The following is an 18177-nucleotide window of genomic DNA, read 5'->3' as shown; positions in this document are numbered from 1 at the left end:
CCTCTTACTTCCTGGAAAGTTCTTCTCTTAAAGCCCGCCTTAAAATCTTTCCGACATTTGTTTTCGGTAACTCTTCACGAAATTCAACGAAATGCGGAACTTTATAAGCCGATAAGTTTGCACGGCAGTAATCGATGATTTCCCGTTCATTGGCCGTTTTATTATTTTTAAGTACAAGCACCGCTTTTACCGACTCCCCTCGGTAAGCATCTGGAACTCCGATGACAACCGCTTCCTGGACAGCTGGATGTTCATAGAGAACTTCCTCGACATCTCGCGGATATATATTATAACCACTTGCGATGATCAAATCTTTTTTCCTGTCGACAATATAGAGGTACCCATCTTCATCAACTTTGGCGATATCACCCGTATAAAGCCAACCATCCCTTAGGGTCACCGCCGTTTCCTCCGGCATATTCCAGTAACCTTTCATCACTTGAGGTCCTTTGACGACCAATTCCCCCAATTCGCCAGATGCCACTTCTTTCGTTCCGTCTCCCAGGTCCATCACCTTATATTCAGTCGAAGGGACACCAATCCCGACGCTCCCAGGTTTCCTTTTTGCAAATGCCGGGTTACAATGCGTTGTTGGCGAAGCTTCCGTAAGACCGTAGCCTTCCAATATCTTCGCACCTGATTTTCGTTCGAACTCACGCAGCAGTTCCACGGGCATCGGTGCACTTCCGCTGTTACAGACCTGAATGGAGCCCATTCCATATTCTTCTGCCTTCGGGTGATTCGTCAACGCTACATACATGGTCGGTACTCCAGGAAAAGTGGTCGGCTGTTCACGCTTAATCGTTTCCAGTACTTCTTCTATTTCAAATCGTGGCAGCATGATGGAGTCACCCGCGATATACACGGATAAATTCATTGCGGACGACATTCCAAAAACATGAAAAAGCGGGATGACCGACAGCGTTCTTTCAGTACCTATTTTTAATTCATGCTTGAAGAATTCATACGTTTGAACGACATTGGCCAGAATATTGCTGTGTGTCAGCATCGCCCCTTTTGAACGGCCAGTCGTTCCTCCTGTATACTGAAGAACGGCTATATCATTTTCCGGATCGATTGATACGGGATTGATTTTGCCGTCTCCTGTCTTCATGAATTGATCAAAAGACGCATCAGGCTGAAAATCTGCTTCCGAAGTCTGCAGGCTTACGACGATAATATTTTTCAAATTTGCATGTTGCTGCACACTTTTCACTTTCGGGTATAATCCATCCAATACAACGATCGTTTCTGCACCGGAGTCCTGTAAAATATGCTGCAGCTCCCTTTCAACCAGCATTGGGTTGATTTGGGTGATAATGGCCCCTGTTGTCAATGATCCATAATAAGCTATGACGTACTGCGGACAGTTAGGCAGCATGATGGCGACACGATCACCTTTTTGAACACCTTTTTTTTGCAAGGCTGAAGCAAAGGCTAGCGACGCATGAAAAAGTTCCTGATAAGATATCTTTCGGTCATAAAAAGTAATAGCTGTATTGTTTGGATGGGACTCACATGCATTTTGAAGGATTCTTTGCATCGGGAACTCAGGGACTTTTATTTCCTTTGAAATTGAATCAGGATAAACTGAAAGCCATTTTTTTTCATTCATCATTTCATACCCTCCAGCCATATTTACTTACCTTTCATTACTTTGCATGTGAACCCCCATCGACGATCAAAATATTTCCAGTCACAAAATCAGATGCCTTTGAGGCCAGGAAAACCGCTGCCCCTTTCAAATCATCATCACTCCCTAACCTTTTTAACGGCGTGGAATCCAGGATAGGATTCTTCCCTTGCTCAAGAACCCCTTTCGTCATTTTTGTCGGAAAGAAACCGGGTGCGATTGCATTAACATTGATATTATGCTGACCCCATTTAACGGCTAAATCCTTCGTTAAAGTAATGACCGCCCCTTTACTCGTATTATATCCGACCGTATCGAGCACCCTCGGGTCGGTCCCCCCTAATCCGGCAACGGAAGCGATGTTTATGATTTTCCCATGTCCCTGCTCAATCATTACCCTGCCTGTTGTCTGGCTCATGATAAAGGTTCCGGTTACATTTACATTCATCACCTTCTGCCACGCTTCAAGAGGCATGTCGACGGCTGGTGCCCCCCAGGATGCCCCGCTATTGTTTACTAATATATCGATGACACCAAATTCACGGTAAGTTTCGTTAACGACTTCCTGTACATCTGACGGATTGGTGATATCACACTTGAAGGAAAGCGCCCTGACTCCAAGTTTTTGGATTTGCGTAGCAACTTCGTCACATGCTTCCTTCTTCCTTGAACAAAGTACGACATTTGCCCCAGCTTCGGCAAAGCCTGTCGCTATTTGTGCTCCCAACCCTCTCCCTCCACCGGTTATGATCGCCGTCTTTCCAGTTAGATCGAATAAGTCGGTAACTTTCATATTTTCACCTCATGCTTTTGTTGGTATTTTCGAAGTTCTATTTTAGCAACTTGTGAGCGATGAACTTCATCGGGACCATCAGCAAGCCTTAAAGTCCGTGCATTGGCCCAATGAGCAGCAAAAGGGAAATCATCGGAAATCCCTGCAGCTCCAAAGCCTTGGATGGCCCTGTCCAGCACATTCAATGCCATATTTGGTGCCACCACTTTTATCATCGCGATCTCCGCCTTTGCTTCCTTGTTCCCGACAGTATCCATCATATAGGCAGCTTTTAAGGTCAGAAGTCTTGCTTGTTCGATTTCAATCCGTGAATCAGCAACCCACTCCATGATTACACCTTGTCTCGCCAATGTTTTACCAAAAGCGACACGTTCTTGAATGCGCTTACATAACTCTTCAAGTGCTCTTTCAGCAGCGCCGATCAGCCTCATGCAATGATGTATCCTTCCCGGTCCAAGCCTTCCTTGGGCAATCGCAAATCCTTTTCCTTCACCCCATAGAATATTCGTAGCCGGGACCCTCACATTTTCAAACGTGATTTCGGCATGGCCATGCGGGGCATGATCATAACCAAACACAGGGAGCATTCTCTCGATTTTGACACCCGGTGTATCGAGCGGGACAAGAATCATTGACTGTTGTTCATGCTTGGCCGCCTCAGGATCTGTCTTACCCATGACGATGGCAATCTTGCATCGGGGATCGCCTGCTCCTGAAGACCACCATTTTCGGCCGTTGATGACATACTCATTACCCGTCCTTTCAATCCTGCATTCGATATTGGTCGCATCGGAAGACGCCACTTCCGGTTCCGTCATCGAGAAGCATGAACGGATTTCCCCAGCAAGCAAGGGCTTCAGCCAGCGTTCTTTATGTTCATCCGATCCATATCTCACCAACACTTCCATATTACCAGTGTCCGGCGCATTACAGTTGAAGATTTCAGGTCCTATCGTCGACCTACCCATGATCTCGCAAAGCGGGGCATATTCTAGATTTGTTAAACCCGCGCCATAACCGCTATCAGGTAAAAATAAATTCCATAATCCTTCTTCTTTTGCTTTTGCCGTCAATTCAGATAAAATCGGGGGAATTTCACTCCAGCGGCTTTCCTGTGCTTCGAGCTGCTTTTTGTATATTGATTCATTTGGGTAAACGTGCTTCTCCATGAATTCCGTTAACTTCTTTTCCAGATTTTTCACCTTTTCAGTATGTTCAAAGTTCAAATTGAATTCCTCCTTTTAAACTTACTAACCGGTTAGTATGTTATTACTTTTAAATTATATACACAAGATTCTGATTTTTTCAACAATTAAACCTTTGTTTTCTTGTCATTCAAGATCCCGTATCTTGACCTTTTCGTTCTCACTATATTGCTTTTGTTGGACGGTTGGAAATATACAAACGATTTTCGTACCTTTTTTCAGTTCACTTGTGATGAAAACTTTTCCTCCATGCTTTTCGATGATTCTAAAACAAACGGAAAGACCCAAACCCGTTCCTGATGTTTTTGTAGTGAAAAATGGTTCTCCTACTTTTTGAAGGGAGTTTTCCGGAATACCATCCCCTTCATCCAAAATGCTCAAAAAAACTTCCTCATTTTTTTCATTTATGCTCACAAAAATATTTCCGCCATTCGGCATCGATTCTATGGAATTTTTTATCATGTTTATTAGCACTTGCTTGATTTGGTTTTCATCAAAATACATAAAAATTGGTTCTGAATCATAATTTTTATGTATTTGAATATTGTTCAGTACGGCATTTGTCTCCAACAGCGTTACGGCATGGTTACAGCTTTCCTTTATATCCTTCTCAAGGAATACCGCTCCAGTGGGTTTCGATAGCAGCAAGAGTTCATTCAGCACTTTCTCGATTCGATTTATTTCCGAAAAAATAATATCGTAGTATTCCTGCTTTTCGGCACCGCCATCTTTAATCAGCTTCACGAATCCCATTATCGCCGTCATCGGATTCCTGACCTCATGTGCAATCCCAGCCGCAAGTTGGGCAGCCGTTGATAACTTGCTTGATGTGATTGCCAAATGTTCGTTTAGGCTCACAAGCTTTTCCTCTGCATGTTTACGTTCATTAATTTCGGATAATATGCCCGCTGTCCCGATGAATTTCCCAGTGTCATCGTAAATAAGTTTAACGAATGCCTCAACCCAGCTTGTTCCCTTTTTCGCATTTAGTTTAATGTCCGCACGAAAATATTTATCCCCTCGATGAAAGGAGTCCGCAAAGGCCTTTAATACGTCTTGATAAGAATTGTTATCCATATGTTTAGAAAAGTGAAGCCCCAGGGATTCATTTACGGATGCACCACTCATCGATTTCCATGCCGGGTTTAAGTACAACCATTTTCCTTTATCATCCGTTTGGAAAATAACCTCATTGAAGCTATTGACCAATTCTTTAGAGTAATTGGAGAAAATGCGATAACGCCCTTCGCTATCCTGCAATAAAGCTATCGTTTTCCGTTTATGATCATAGATGGCACCCAAACACCAGGCTATGGTTAAAATTACGATTAAATATATTCCTGCAAAGGCGGAAAACCTGCGTTCTTCATGACCAAGCCACCCTATATAGGGTAATATCAATACAAAAAAAAGAGCAGGGACAATGATCCTTCCAGTATATTTCTTCACATTCTCCACCTCCTTACCTAAATGGTTTATACTACATCCGATCGAATTCCAAGTAAGGGATCAATTTATGCATATTTGAAATGGTAGGACACTCACTTATAGGTAAATTTCAACATTTTATCCATGATTCCTGCAAACAACACAAAAAACCTTTCCACGAGTGGAAAGGTCACTGTTCAACTTAAATCATTTACCCAATGATGACGCGTTCTTTTGGATAATGGAAATTTTCCGTAACTTCTTTATGGCCTATGATATACAGGAGGGAGGTTATCCCAACACGGCCAATGAACATAATGATCATAATGACAATTTTACCGGTATTGCTGAGGTCAGGCGTGATTCCCATCGAAAGGCCGACTGAACCGAAAGCCGAACATACTTCAAAAATGATTTGCATCAAAGTGAAATTTTCGGTAATGGATAATATGAAGACCGCCATTATGCAAAGAAGCGATCCCATGATCATAACCGCTGTCGCTTTTCGGATATCATCGGGATGAATCTCCCGTTTGAAAACTTTTATGGAACGCCTTCCTCTCATGAAATTCCATAAAAATAGAATCATGATGGCCAGTGTAGTTGTCCGGATTCCTCCCCCGACTGAACTTGGGGAAGCTCCAATGAACATCAATATGCTCAACAATAAAAGGGTCGGTTCCGAAAAGTCACTCACATTCATGGTTGCCAACCCGCCGCTCCGCGTATTGGAGGACATAAACAATGAGTAAAAGAACGATTCATGCCAGTTCTTACCTTTAAAGAACCCATTAATTTCCAGAAGGTAAATCAGGATCGTTCCCCCAACGATAAGGGAAAAGAAAGTGACTGAGGTCAGCTTCGTGAACAAAGAAAAATGAAACTTATAAGTACGGGCCTTATTGGACAAAAACTCCTTCAGCTCAATCAAGACAGGAAACCCAATGGCTCCAAGGGTAAGCAGGATAATCGTAATGAACTGTACAAAATAATCGTCTTTAAATGGAATCATCGAAATACCGGTAATATCAAAACCAGCATTCGTGGTGGCACTTACGGCTAAAAATAAGCCATTTAAAAAGGCTTCTTTCCCGTCTGGAAAATAATTCAGAAAGTAAATGCCTAAAACGAGAGCCCCAATCATTTCAATTACGACAAATATCTGAATGATTTGGATCAATAATTTAACAAGACCGGAAAGATTCGATTGGTTTTGATCCGTCATGATCAATTGTCTTTCCTTCAAGCCGATTTTCTTGCCCACTATAAGCCAGAAAAAGGTTCCGAGTGTCATGATGCCAATACCGCCAAATTGGAGAACGAACATGAGAATGAAATAGCCTACCTCATTGTACACTTCGGGCAAACTTACAACTGTTAGACCTGTTACACTAACTGCACTTACGGCTGTGAATAAAGCATCCATGAATCCAAATTCCACGCCTGGCTTAAGAGCGACCGGCAGACTCAACAGTACGGTCGAGATGCTGACTGCCAAAACATAATAACCGACGATAAGCTGAGCTGGTGTTAACTTTGATAATATTTTTTTGATAGCAAACATAAAGAGTTTCCTTTCTTGCTCCTTTATAGTTATGCAAATCACATAACCATTAAAAATCTAGTTTACCCTTTTTTCATTCTTTTTTCCATTCTCTTTTAAAACTGACTTACTTACAACAAAAAGGCAGGTTTACCAATAAGTTTGATGCTGCTCGTATAAGTAAAACTCCACATTCTACTTATACTATCATTACAGCGGCAAAAGCCGTTGAAAAAGTAAAGGGGAGATTCAAATGGCTAACAGCAGTAACAATCTTCTTGTTCCAGGAATCGAACAAGCATTAGAACAAATCAAATATGAAATTGCATCTGAATTCGGTGTACAATTAGGTTCCGATACTTCAGCACGTGCCAATGGTTCAGTTGGCGGAGAAATCACGAAACGTCTTGTACAACAAGCACAATCTCAACTTAAAGGTCAATAATTCACAATTAAATATCCATGGCTAAGAGTCCAGCTGCATGCTGGACTCTTTTTAATGATTATGTCCATTTCCGTTTCCATTATTGCCTTTACCCCTTTTCGACTTATCCCAATCTTTCTTATCTTGTTTATATTGCTTATCTTGTTTATATTGCTTATCCTGTTTATCTTGTTTAACTTGTATTTTCTGCCTATCCTGTGTAACCTGTTTATCTTGTCTATCCTGTTTATTTTGCTTATTTTTATTGTCATGCTTTATAGAATCATCACTATTCTTTTTTTTGAGTGATGATTCTGTTTTTACATCGAACTTTTTCTCATTCTGTTCATTTTCCTGCTTGTCCTTTGATTGGTTGCTGTGATGGCTATCCGATTTTCCTTTTGACTCGTTGCTTCTTTCCTTATATCCATTTATCGCATTCCGTTTTCCACTTGTATCTTCCCGTTCGGTTTGTTCCTTAATTTTGGTAACTTCAATACCCGCGTTTTTCCGTTCAGTCGGTTTGGCTTCATTGGCCGGCTTTTGTTTTATTTCAATTTCATTATTCTCTTTTTTCTTTTCTCCATCCGATTTGTTTTCCGTATTTAGCATTACGCCCTTTTCTTTCGGAATAACAACGTTTTCCTCGACTTTTTTAACTGACGCCGGGGCAGGCTCCCTCTTATTGACCTTTATCTTATCTTTATCTTCATTCAACTTCTTTTCGAGATACTTACCCGTGGATATACCTTGTTCCCTAGCTTGCTTCCGATCGCTTTTTGTTGCCTGGATCACTTTCATCTTTGTTTTGGAAACATTATCCTGCTCAGATATTTCTTTTATCTCCTCTTTTAAATTCTTATTCAGTTCTTTATTTTTTTTCATTAACGTTGTGGAAACGACTATTTGTTTATTTCCTTTCAAATAACCAAGTCGCTTCGTCGTGTCAACGATTCGGTTTGTAACAACTTTTATATCCTTGCCTTTCCAGTCCTTCAGCTGACCGATCACAAGCTTTCCGTCTTCATTTAATCCGGTAAGCTTGAGAACTTCTAAATCATCATCAAGCTCCAATTCAATGCTTGGATTCACATCTATCGTCATATATGCCGACACAGGACCAGAGAAATAAGAAGGAAGAATTGAAAAGAGAATCAGGAAGGTGGAGGCAATGCTTAGCACGGCCGTTTTTTTGAAAGATGAATGAATATTGGAAAAGGCTAAAGTGAATTTTTGTTTTGCAGGTGAAAAAGTTATTTCCTCACCCACTTCATATTCCCTTTCCTGCCTTTTGGTTTTCAGAAATTCACCCTCGGGGGTCAATAGGGTTACAAATCGTTTATTAACTGAAAGAATAACTCCTTTTTTCATTCATCGATAGCCCCTTTTATATAATCATTCAAATACAAAAAATCTCCGTTTATTATGATTGCCACGGCAATGATGTATTTTCTGTTCCGTTCAATCGTTTTTCTGCTTACTTCCACTTTTCCCTCAAGCTGTTTTACGGGCAGCCGCTTTTTTGCAAACAGGACTTCCTTCAGTTCGTCATCTTCCATTAACAATTTAGCGATCATAATAGCTCCCTTCCTGGCATCTGCATGTTTGGGAGAGTTTTCAACTAAATCCTCAAATGACAGACCAAAATCCTCTAGATGGCTTATATAAAGCTGAATTTCTTCTTTTCTTCTTTCCGATTCCTTCTGCATTTCGTATTCATTGATGGAATTTTCATTATCGATATATATTTGGCTTTGATCATTATCATCATTCAGTGTTAAATCCAAAAGGATTTCTTTTTGTTTGGACTGGCTTCTTAAATAATCTATAACCCTTCGTTTAACGAGGGTTTCGGCAAATGCCAATAAAGAACGGCCTTTTTCCGGGGAGTATTTTTCAATTGCCTCGTTAAAAGCAATCATTCCAATACTGAATTCATCATCTGATTCGTATATGTACCGTTTGCAAACCGATGAGACTGTTTTTGCAATAAAAGGTTTGAATGACTCTATAGTATCATTACGAAGGCTATTATCGCCTTGTTGAATTTTCAATACGGTTTCTTCTAAAGAACGCTTTTTTTTGAATGCTGTAAACAACAAACCAAGCATTTGCTCACCTCGCTCCTGTTGAACATAAAATACGCATCAACATACTTATCTTAAGCGGAGGGAGTCTAAAAGACAGTACCAAAAGAACTATTTTTGCGATAAAAATGAAATCACACAATATATCAACATGATAAAATACTTAGTTTTTTCTCGTTTGTTACAGTGCAATTACAGTAAAATATCTTTTTCCTTTTTTTTGCCCAATACAATGGGACAATTGTCATTTTTATAACCGGAATTTAATATTCACATCTTTTAACATATCATTCGTAAACGTACCTGCGCTTTTGAGGGTCATCTCCATAAATACTTTAAGAAGCAAAAAAAATAGGCGTGACCGGCACGCCTGTTTTTTTATGCTTCCTGTATTTTTTTCTCTTCTTTCTCTTTTTTTTCTTTTTTGCTTGAAATGACCCATGCACCTGCTGCAATTCCAATCAATACAGTCCAGAAAATCGATTTCCAAAGCGTTGATTCAGGGAAATGATGATCAATGAAAGCAAGTGAAGGGTGTGCAAGTGTGTGTACCGCCAATTTCACGCCAACCCAACCCACAATCAAAAATGCTGCCGTTTCAAGTGAAGGACGCCGATGAAGCAGCTTAACGAATGCATTTGCTGCAAATCGCATAATGATCAACCCGATCATACCGCCGAGGAACATGACAGCGAATTGCCCTCCGTCAATACCGCCGACTTTCATCCAGCCTGTTGCAGGAAGTGTAACAGCCAGCGCGACGGCAGCCAACATGGAATCGATTGCGAAAGCGATATCAGCCGCTTCAACCTTTACCACGGTCATCCAGAAGCCTGATTGCTTTTTAGGCTTCGTGATTTCCTTCTCACCTTTACCAGCGTATTTTTTGTAAATGTGCTGAAAAGCGATGAAAAGTAGATAAATCGCACCGATTGCTTGAACTTGCCACACCTCGACAAGAAAGGAAATAAGGAATAGACTGGCAAAACGGAAAACAAAAGCTCCCATCAGACCATAAAACAAGGCTTTCCGCTGTTGTTCTTTTGGCAAATGCTTAACCATGACAGCCATGACGACTGCATTATCTGCAGCCAGTATCCCTTCTAATCCAACCAAGATAAGAAGGACCCAGCCATATTCCAATAACATTGATGCTTCCATCCATTCAACCTCCAATAGTAGTATTTCCTTCCTATTGGCATCGGCAAAATAAAAAGACCTCTGCCGTATAGGCAAAGGTCTTGCTGAACATGAAATCATGTCAACAAAGCCGATGAATGTTTAACATTCACGTAATGACGACTTTGTTTTAGGGCGAACCCTAACGCTACTCCCCTTTGAAAAGGAAAATCAGTTATTAAGTATATTAATAGTATACGCGCTCGTTATGAAAATAACAATCTTTTTTTATAAAGGGATCTCATTTTCTGTTCCTTTTGGATAATTTTATCAACGATAAATACTCTTTGCCGAAACGAATCCAGTTCGGTTTGGCAGAAAAATAGTTCTGAAACAGCGATAAAAAACTCGTGTATTTCCCTTCATATGGATACCATTGTATTTCTGTATCGTTTTTACCTTTATCGATCATGATCGCTTTTTCATGGCAGAAAATCTTCAATCCATGCTCGCCATGATAGCGGCCAACCCCACTTTGTTTGGCACCGCCAAATGGTAAATGATGATTAGCAACCGTAATCAGCACATCATTGATCGTCACCGCACCGGTTACTAACCGTGACGCAATCCGACTTGCTTTTTCCCTATCCATCGTCCAAACGCTGGAATTGAGTCCATATTCACTTTCATTTGCCAGGGCGATCACTTCTTCCTCCGTATCGAAAGGCACAACAGGCAACACGGGTCCGAACGTTTCTTCTTTCATGATTTTCATGGAATGATCGACATTGGAAAGAATCGTCGGCGGAATGAAATGGGTCTGCCCCGTTTTCCACTCTTTCGGAGGTGTTCCGGTTTCAAGTACGGCCCCTTTATTCAGTGCATCCTCCAGTTGGTCAGCCACAATATCGACTTGTTTAGGAAAAGTCATTGAACCGATATCATCCTGCGATTGCACCCCCTGTCTCATGGACTTCGTTTTTTCTTTAAGAAGCATTAGGAATTCCTTATAAACAGGACGTTCCACATAAACCCTTTCAACACTCATGCACACCTGCCCACTATTTGTGAAAGCCCCCCAAAGGGCTCCGTTCACAGCCCGTTCCAGGTTAGCATCACGAAGAACGATCATCGGATCCTTACCGCCAAGCTCCAAAGTCGTTGGGATCAGGTCTCTTGCTGCAACCTCACCAATCATTTTTCCGGTCCTTACAGACCCAGTAAAAAATATATAATCTGGTTTTTGCTCAGTTAATGCCGCACCCAATTCTTTCCCTCCATGGGCAAACTGTATAGTTCCTTCTGGGAAACCAGCCTCAAGAAACAGATTTTCGATGCACTCCCCAACTAAAGGAGTTACCTCTGATGGTTTGGCGATGACAGAATTTCCAGCCGCTAGGGCATTAAGAATGGGAACCATGGAAAGCTGCAGCGGATAATTCCATGGTGAAATGACGAGAATCGTTCCACGTGGCATATAATGGACATAAGATTTTTTACCAATTAACATGAGTGGAGTGGTGACCTTCCGTCCGGAAAGAGTTTTCACTGCATGTTTCTCGATATGCTTGATTGCATCGATCGTTGGCATGATGTCAGCAACCAGCGCTTCAATTTTCACTTTTCCCGCATCTTTTGAAATGACTTCTGCTATTTCATCCATCCTTTCAACCATCAATAAGCGGAGCCGTTTTAAATAGTTCAGCCGTTCCTTGATGGGAAGATTCGACCATGATTGGAACGCATGTCTTGATTTCATATATATATGAGGAATCGACTTCAATGGTGTTGGGACGATTTCCGCAATCTTCTCACCTGTTGCCGGAGAAAACACTTCCAACTTGTCATGTATTTCTTCCATAATTACTCCCCTTGCTTTATCTTATTTTATCGTTACTCCATATCATTTTTATGCTTTAATAAAGATCGACCGAGGGGGAACCCCTCCTCTGAAATGCAGCAAAACTTCTCGGCTGCACTGCTGTCAAAACCCCTTTTTAAGTGAAATTAGGTTGCCAGGAAGAATTGATAAGAGCGCCTGAGCACTTTTCTTGAACAGTTATATGTTCATATACTTCACTAAACGTACGAAAATTCTTCCCCTGAACCCTCTTTATATAATGCCAGAGACGCAGCAGCCTGTATAATATAATCGCTTGGAACCAACTTCACAACCGGTTCCCTCTCTTCATAAGGTTCCTGACCGATTCCCTGCCACTTAATCGGTGTATTCCCCTTAAGTTGAATTACACTAACTAATTCGTTTGCAGTTTACAGTATCCACTGCATCACATCACGTTTTACAACTCAATTGGTGAAGGTCCATGAAATCCATCCCCATCGCAAATACCCTTAACAAGTAATCTTCCAGTCATGATAGCACTTTAAAATGGAATATATAGTAAAAACTTTTTCGTTATTAAAAGGAATATTCACGTTTGTTATCGAAGGTAATGTATATAAGAATCGAAATTCTGATAATCCGGCAGACATGTTTATCGGTTTTAGTGTTTAATACTGGGTAATGGAGGATAAATTCATACTATCGAATAAAAATTATTATCTATATAACCGATTTTCCGTTACTATATAAGAAGGCGATTTTTTCGCGCATACATATTTGAGGTGAGCGCACAAGTGAAAAGAATAATTAAAGCATACGACTTCCCTATTTTCATCGCTGTCGTATTACTCTGTTTGTTTGGTTTAGTCATGATTTACAGTTCGAGCATGATCACTGCTGTCGCTCGATTCGGCTGGCCCATGGATTACTTCTTTGAGAAACAAAAAACGGCCTTTCTCATTTCATTCGCGGCAATGATCGTCACGATGATTCTTCCTTATAAGATGTACAAAAACAAAATGTTCTTGATGTCTATGATGTTTGGAATGGCCGGTATCCTTTTGCTGCTCTTTATCTTCGGCCATACAGCAGGAAATGCCACAAGCTGGTTCAAGTTAGGGACAGCATCAATACAACCTGCGGAATTTTCCAAGTTAGCCATAATCATTTATCTGGCAGCCATTTACGGAAAAAGGCAGGATCGAATCAATAGTATTGATAAAGCCGTCATCCCGCCGATTTTCTTTCTGGTATTCATCTGCTTTTTAATCGGAATACAACCTGACTATGGAACGGCAGCGGTCATTTTCCTGATTTCAAGTACCATGATCATTTCATCCGGTATGTCTTTTAAGAGTATATTCAAACTCTCTTTGATCACTGCGATATTCGTTGCCATATTTGCATTGGGGGTACTCGTGACAGGAAATTTCTCAGCCGTTCTTACTGAAAATAAGCTGTCTCGTTTTACCGGGTTTGCAGACCCTTTCGGAAAGGCAGGAGAAAGCGGGTATCAACTCGTGAATTCCTTATTCGCCATAGGTTCCGGCGGCCTTACTGGAGTGGGACTTGGTGACAGTGTACAAAAATACGGGTATCTGCCTGAATCACATACTGATTTCATCATGGCCGTCATTGCAGAAGAGCTCGGGATATTCGGAGTGGGATTCGTTTTATTGACACTAGGTTTTATCGTCCTGAGGGGATTTGTACTTTCAGCCAAATGCAAGGATCCATTTGGAAGTCTTTTATTGATCGGCATCTCATCCATGATTGGCATTCAAGTCGCTATCAACGTCGGCGGAGTGACCGGACTTATCCCAATTACAGGGATCACCCTTCCATTCATCAGTTATGGAGGATCTTCCTTACTGCTGCTCATGCTTTCAATGGGCATATTCCAAAATGTCGTCATGCGAATGAATTTACTTGAACAGAAAGAAAAAGTCGTATCCATCCCACAAGATGAGATTGCGTCTTCAAAATAAACGATCAAATACCCCTGGCATTTCTGTTCATGTCAGGGGTTCCCCTTCTCTGTAAGGTTATGGAAGTTCTCATGAAAAAACAGGCAGTCGAATCCGACCGCCTGTTTTTTCATTTATAATGGATACCGATTTTAGTAAAGCCAGAAATCAGGCTAAGCAAAGGACAAAGTAGGCAGAAAAATGCAAATGGAGCATATTCCAGGGTTGAAACACCCAATACCTGTGTCAGGAATACACCGCAGACACCCCATGGAACCAGAGGATTCACAACTGTTCCCGCATCTTCAAGCACCCTCGCAAGCGTTTTGGGCTGCAGGCCTAAATCTTCATATTTCTGCTGAAAGGCTTTCCCAGGCAGTATAACTGACAAATACTGTTCACCCACTAGGAAATTCACGCTGATTCCTGCAAATACAGTAGCGGAAATCACTTTCGCTACACTCGTCAATGAATCCTGGATTGCATTTAAAATAGAAGGAATGACTCCCAATTCAAACAATAGTCCGCCCATCGCCAATGCCAACAACACCATCGAAACGGAGAACATCATACTTTCAATTCCGCCCCGCGATAGGATTGAGTCAAGTTGTTCCATTCCACTCTTCAGTACAAAACCGCCGTATAAGATATCCGCTAGTTTTGCAACCGTCAAACTTGGGGTTTGTATGAAAGCAATGACAGCCGCCGAAATGATTCCTGCTGACAATGTCGGAATCGCTGACACCTTTTTCAAAGCCATGATTAGAACAATGACAAACGGAATCAAACTCCATATGCTTATATTCGTTTCCATTTCCAGGGCTTTGGTCATGGCTTCGATTTCCTCAACGCGAGCAACTTTGACATTCGGTGAAAGGAAGAAAAAGATGATAAGCGATATGAAAAAACCTGGAATCGTAGTCCAAAGCATATTATTAATATGTTCAAATAATGGTGCTCCAACCGTTCCCGATGCAAGATTGGTAGAGTCGGATAATGGAGACATTTTATCTCCAAGAAATGCACCGGAAATGATTGCACCGGCTGTAATCGCCAACGATAAATCCATCGCCGCCGCCATCCCTATCAAAGCAACGCCGATTGTGGCTGATGTTGTAAGTGAACTCCCGATACAGAGCCCAATTAGCGAACACACCAGAAATGTGATTGCATAGAAATATTCACCAGAAATCCAGTCAAACCCATAGAACATGATGGTAGGGATAGTCCCGCTTGCCATCCAGATCGAAATTAACATTCCAATGAAAAAGAATATATAGATGGCTCCCATACCAGTGCCTGCGCCTTTGACGATAGCCGCCTCCATAATCGAAAATGGCAGCTTCTTGAACTTTCCATAAACAAATAGAAAAAGGAGAGCCGCTATAATTGGAATATGGGGGGCAAGTCCATAATGAATGATACCAGTTGCAATAATTAAGAAAAGAATGGCCAAAACCCCAATTGCTTCAGGTAAGGAGAGTTTTAGCTTTGCATCTTCAAGACGCATGATGTATTTCCCCGCTTTCAATGTTGTATATTCTCTGAGGTAAGGATCGGACCTTTTCACTCCTCACAATTACTGAAACGCTTTTAAGCACTAAAGTACTAGCTAAATATAAAGGAGTTTCAGGAGATTGTCAAAGGAATAATTTTTTCCGCGGGGCGGGCGGTGAGCCTCCTCGGCGTAAACGCCTGTGGGGTCTCACCTGTCCCGCTGCTCCCGCAGGAGTCTCGCACTTCCGCTCCAATCAACCTTAAATAGTTTCGTTTTAAAAACAACAATCTTTACGAAAAGAGCCTTCGGAAAAAACGCAGGGACTCTTCTTTGACTGAAGAAATTACCCACATTCCCACGAGAAAAGTTCACTCATGCAGACGATACTTACTTTCGCTGCCATGAATTTAAAAAAGATGGCCAAATATACTTGGAGAAGGGCAGAAATGGCTAAATGATGACCTTAAAGCTGTACAACCATTCTCAATAACTGCATCAAATCCAATAAAATCAAAAGGGTTTCGGAATGTAACCATTCCGAAACCCTTTTTGACTATAAACTAAAAGCCCGTGTATATAACACGGGCTTTCTTCATTATTTTAAATCCATTGGATTATATAATTCCACGTCAGGATTTTTATCTTGGAACCAGCGAAGTGCAAACTCATTTTCAAATAAGAATGCATATTTATCAAACCGGTCCTTAACAAGGATGCTTCTTGAGCTATGAAGATTTTCATCAAGCTTTTCATCCTCAGCCCAGCGTGTAATCTTGCTGCCCATTCGCTCCATCACGACTTCAACATTGTACTCGTTCCTCATTCGATGCTCGAATACTTCAAATTGAAGCTGCCCAACCGCACCAAGCAGATATTCTTCCATCCTAACCGTTTTGAAGAGCTGAATTGCCCCTTCTTGTACAAGTTGGTTAATACCTTTATGGAAATGTTTCTGTTTCATGACGTTTTTAGCTGTTACCCTCATGAATAGTTCCGGCGTAAACTGAGGCAGCCTTTCAAACTGAAACATGTCTTTGCTTGTGGTAATCGTATCGCCAATTTGGTAATTACCAGTATCATATAAACCGATGATATCTCCGCTTACCGCTTCATTTACGGTGTTTCGATCATCAGCCATGAATTGAGTAGAGGAAGAAAGGTTGATCGGTTTCCCTGTCCTGCTCAAGTTGACGCTCATTCCACGCTCGAATTTACCGGAGCAAATGCGAAGGAAAGCGATTCGGTCACGGTGTTTTGGGTTCATGTTCGCCTGGATCTTGAAAATGAAACCGGAAAAATCATTGCTGACAGGATCCATTTCACCTGACGTTGTCATCCGTGCTTGTGGAGCTGGTGCAAACTTCAGATAAGCATCCAAAAACGTCTGAACACCGAATGTCGTTAAAGCACTTCCGAAAAATACAGGACTAAGTTTACCATTCGCGATATTTTCTTCAGAGAATTGGTTACCCGCTTCCGTCAACAGCATGATTTCTTCCAAAGTTTGCTCATATAACTGGGAATCCTTAAGTTTATGATCCACTTCGAGTTCACCATCTTCATTCAACGGAAGGAAACGCTCTTCCCCTTCAGTTTTGAACTGTTCAATCCGATTGTTGAACCTGTCGTAAATGCCCACGAAGTCTTTTCCCATCCCGATCGGCCAGTTCATTGGATATGTTTCTATTCCTAATACCTCTTCAAGTTCGGCAAGCAATTCTAGCGGTGTTTTACCTTGTCGGTCCATTTTATTGATAAAAGTGAAAATCGGTATACCCCTCATCCGGCATACTTTGAATAATTTAACCGTTTGATCCTCGATACCTTTTGCCGAGTCGATGATCATCACGGCGCTATCAACAGCCATCAGTGTACGATATGTGTCTTCACTGAAATCTTGGTGGCCCGGTGTATCGAGAATATTGACACGGAAGTCATCATAATCGAATTGCATGACTGAAGATGTAACGGAAATTCCCCGTTGCTTTTCAATTTCCATCCAGTCACTGGTTGCATACTTCCCTGTTTTTCTAGCTTTAACTGTTCCGGCATCGCGGATCGCGCCGCCAAACAGCAATAATTTTTCTGTCAAAGTCGTTTTCCCGGCATCCGGGTGAGAGATGATTGCGAAGGTCCGTCGGGATTGAACCTCGTCTTTTAAATTAGTCATAATATGTTCCTTTCATTATTGGAGTCATCAATAAAAAATATTTATAGGAGGTTTATTGTATTTTTTACATTGGAATGGCAACCTTTCTTTGTATGCAAAAATCCTGATCATACACAATATATGTAAGAAAAAATATATCATAAGGCTTAAGCATTGGCTACTCAGCATTCATTTCAATCAACCTTTCTATTTTAACACGATATGAAGGAAAGATGTAGAGGTGAATGAAACACCCATTAGGGGATTTGTTCAGATGGCAAAACAAAAGACGCTTAATCAGCGCCCCTTATCTTGATCCATATGATAACCGTTCATTTATTCATGGTTTATTTATTTACCTTGCAGTTTTAAACGATTTTTGATTCCGCTTGTTCTTCCAGCGTTTTTTTACTTCCTTGAATATGATTGGAGCAGCAAAAATGAGAGCCCTTTTTAATAATTTCTTCATTTTTCATCAGTCCTTTCTT

Annotated in this window: 13 protein-coding genes; 2 read left to right on the top strand and 11 right to left on the bottom strand. The window is 41.2% G+C overall.

Going from position 1 to position 18177, the window contains the following annotated elements; translation table 11 throughout:
• Positions 1-4: 4 nt before the first annotated feature.
• The 5 genes from AC1DIV_RS19435 to AC1DIV_RS19415 all read right to left on the bottom strand — a co-directional run bounded on the left by AC1DIV_RS19435 (position 5) and on the right by AC1DIV_RS19415 (position 6680).
• The gene (locus AC1DIV_RS19435) at positions 5-1615 is read right to left on the bottom strand and encodes a long-chain-fatty-acid--CoA ligase (RefSeq protein WP_063596550.1); all 1611 of its coding nucleotides are present in this window, start codon (positions 1613-1615) and stop codon (positions 5-7) included.
• A 37-nt stretch (positions 1616-1652) separates the two neighbouring features.
• Positions 1653-2426 carry an SDR family oxidoreductase gene (locus AC1DIV_RS19430; RefSeq protein WP_323599415.1) on the bottom strand — a complete coding sequence of 258 codons (774 nt, stop codon included), beginning with the start codon at positions 2424-2426 and terminating at the stop codon, positions 1653-1655.
• On the bottom strand, positions 2423-3652 hold the full coding sequence (locus tag AC1DIV_RS19425) for an acyl-CoA dehydrogenase family protein (RefSeq protein ID WP_063596382.1): 1230 nt from the start codon (positions 3650-3652) through the stop codon (positions 2423-2425). The genes AC1DIV_RS19430 and AC1DIV_RS19425 overlap by 4 nt, the downstream gene beginning before the upstream one ends.
• A 105-nt stretch (positions 3653-3757) precedes the next feature.
• Complete coding sequence (locus AC1DIV_RS19420; RefSeq protein ID WP_340875489.1) at positions 3758-5080, bottom strand: ATP-binding protein; 1323 nt, start codon at positions 5078-5080, stop codon at positions 3758-3760.
• A 190-nt stretch (positions 5081-5270) separates the two neighbouring features.
• Positions 5271-6680 (bottom strand): TrkH family potassium uptake protein, encoded by a 1410-nt coding sequence (locus AC1DIV_RS19415; protein ID WP_286676049.1) that lies wholly within the window; start codon positions 6678-6680, stop codon positions 5271-5273.
• Positions 6681-6855: 175 nt separating this feature from the next.
• Between AC1DIV_RS19415 and AC1DIV_RS19410 the strand changes: the two genes are divergently transcribed.
• On the top strand, positions 6856-7047 hold the full coding sequence (locus AC1DIV_RS19410; RefSeq protein WP_034314196.1) for an alpha/beta-type small acid-soluble spore protein: 192 nt from the start codon (positions 6856-6858) through the stop codon (positions 7045-7047).
• Positions 7048-7098: 51 nt separating this feature from the next.
• On the opposite strand, the gene AC1DIV_RS19405 is transcribed toward AC1DIV_RS19410, so the two are convergent.
• The 4 genes from AC1DIV_RS19405 to AC1DIV_RS19390 form a co-directional block, all read right to left on the bottom strand.
• The gene (locus AC1DIV_RS19405; protein ID WP_340875488.1) at positions 7099-8397 is read right to left on the bottom strand and encodes an anti-sigma-I factor RsgI family protein; all 1299 of its coding nucleotides are present in this window, start codon (positions 8395-8397) and stop codon (positions 7099-7101) included.
• Complete coding sequence (sigI, locus tag AC1DIV_RS19400; protein WP_323599411.1) at positions 8394-9137, bottom strand: RNA polymerase sigma factor SigI; 744 nt, start codon at positions 9135-9137, stop codon at positions 8394-8396. Before sigI ends, AC1DIV_RS19405 begins: the two co-directional genes overlap by 4 nt.
• 354 nt (positions 9138-9491) lie before the next feature.
• Positions 9492-10274, bottom strand: a complete 783-nt coding sequence (locus AC1DIV_RS19395) for a TerC family protein (protein WP_053534247.1) — start codon at positions 10272-10274, stop codon at positions 9492-9494.
• Positions 10275-10533: 259 nt separating this feature from the next.
• Positions 10534-12093, bottom strand: a complete 1560-nt coding sequence (locus AC1DIV_RS19390; protein ID WP_340875483.1) for an aldehyde dehydrogenase family protein — start codon at positions 12091-12093, stop codon at positions 10534-10536.
• A gap of 776 nt (positions 12094-12869) precedes the next feature.
• Here AC1DIV_RS19390 and AC1DIV_RS19385 point away from each other — a divergent pair.
• Positions 12870-14063, top strand: coding sequence for an FtsW/RodA/SpoVE family cell cycle protein (locus AC1DIV_RS19385; protein ID WP_340875481.1), 1194 nt, complete (start codon positions 12870-12872; stop codon positions 14061-14063).
• A gap of 109 nt (positions 14064-14172) precedes the next feature.
• On the opposite strand, the gene nhaC is transcribed toward AC1DIV_RS19385, so the two are convergent.
• Positions 14173-15552 (bottom strand): Na+/H+ antiporter NhaC, encoded by a 1380-nt coding sequence (gene nhaC / locus AC1DIV_RS19380; protein ID WP_063596389.1) that lies wholly within the window; start codon positions 15550-15552, stop codon positions 14173-14175.
• Between the two features lie 583 nt (positions 15553-16135).
• A complete protein-coding gene (locus AC1DIV_RS19375) occupies positions 16136-17710 on the bottom strand; it encodes a peptide chain release factor 3 (protein ID WP_034314233.1) in 1575 nt (524 codons plus the stop codon).
• Positions 17711-18177: the final 467 nt, after the last annotated feature.

This window comes from Peribacillus sp. 05N428, from assembly GCF_056397085.1.
Note: the sequence above shows the minus strand (reverse complement) of the source record. Positions and strands in the feature narration are given on the sequence as shown.

What these genes read in the sequence shown, in the direction of transcription:
- AC1DIV_RS19435 (WP_063596550.1), bottom strand. Translation starts at nt 1,615, where the DNA reads ATGAATGAAAAAAAATGGCTTTCAGTTTATCCTGATTCAATTTCAAAG.
- AC1DIV_RS19430 (WP_323599415.1), bottom strand. Translation starts at nt 2,426, where the DNA reads ATGAAAGTTACCGACTTATTCGATCTAACTGGAAAGACGGCGATCATA.
- AC1DIV_RS19410 (WP_034314196.1), top strand. Translation starts at nt 6,856, where the DNA reads ATGGCTAACAGCAGTAACAATCTTCTTGTTCCAGGAATCGAACAAGCA.
- AC1DIV_RS19405 (WP_340875488.1), bottom strand. Translation starts at nt 8,397, where the DNA reads ATGAAAAAAGGAGTTATTCTTTCAGTTAATAAACGATTTGTAACCCTA.
- sigI (WP_323599411.1), bottom strand. Translation starts at nt 9,137, where the DNA reads ATGCTTGGTTTGTTGTTTACAGCATTCAAAAAAAAGCGTTCTTTAGAA.
- AC1DIV_RS19395 (WP_053534247.1), bottom strand. Translation starts at nt 10,274, where the DNA reads ATGGAAGCATCAATGTTATTGGAATATGGCTGGGTCCTTCTTATCTTG.
- AC1DIV_RS19390 (WP_340875483.1), bottom strand. Translation starts at nt 12,093, where the DNA reads ATGGAAGAAATACATGACAAGTTGGAAGTGTTTTCTCCGGCAACAGGT.
- nhaC (WP_063596389.1), bottom strand. Translation starts at nt 15,552, where the DNA reads ATGCGTCTTGAAGATGCAAAGCTAAAACTCTCCTTACCTGAAGCAATT.
- AC1DIV_RS19375 (WP_034314233.1), bottom strand. Translation starts at nt 17,710, where the DNA reads ATGACTAATTTAAAAGACGAGGTTCAATCCCGACGGACCTTCGCAATC.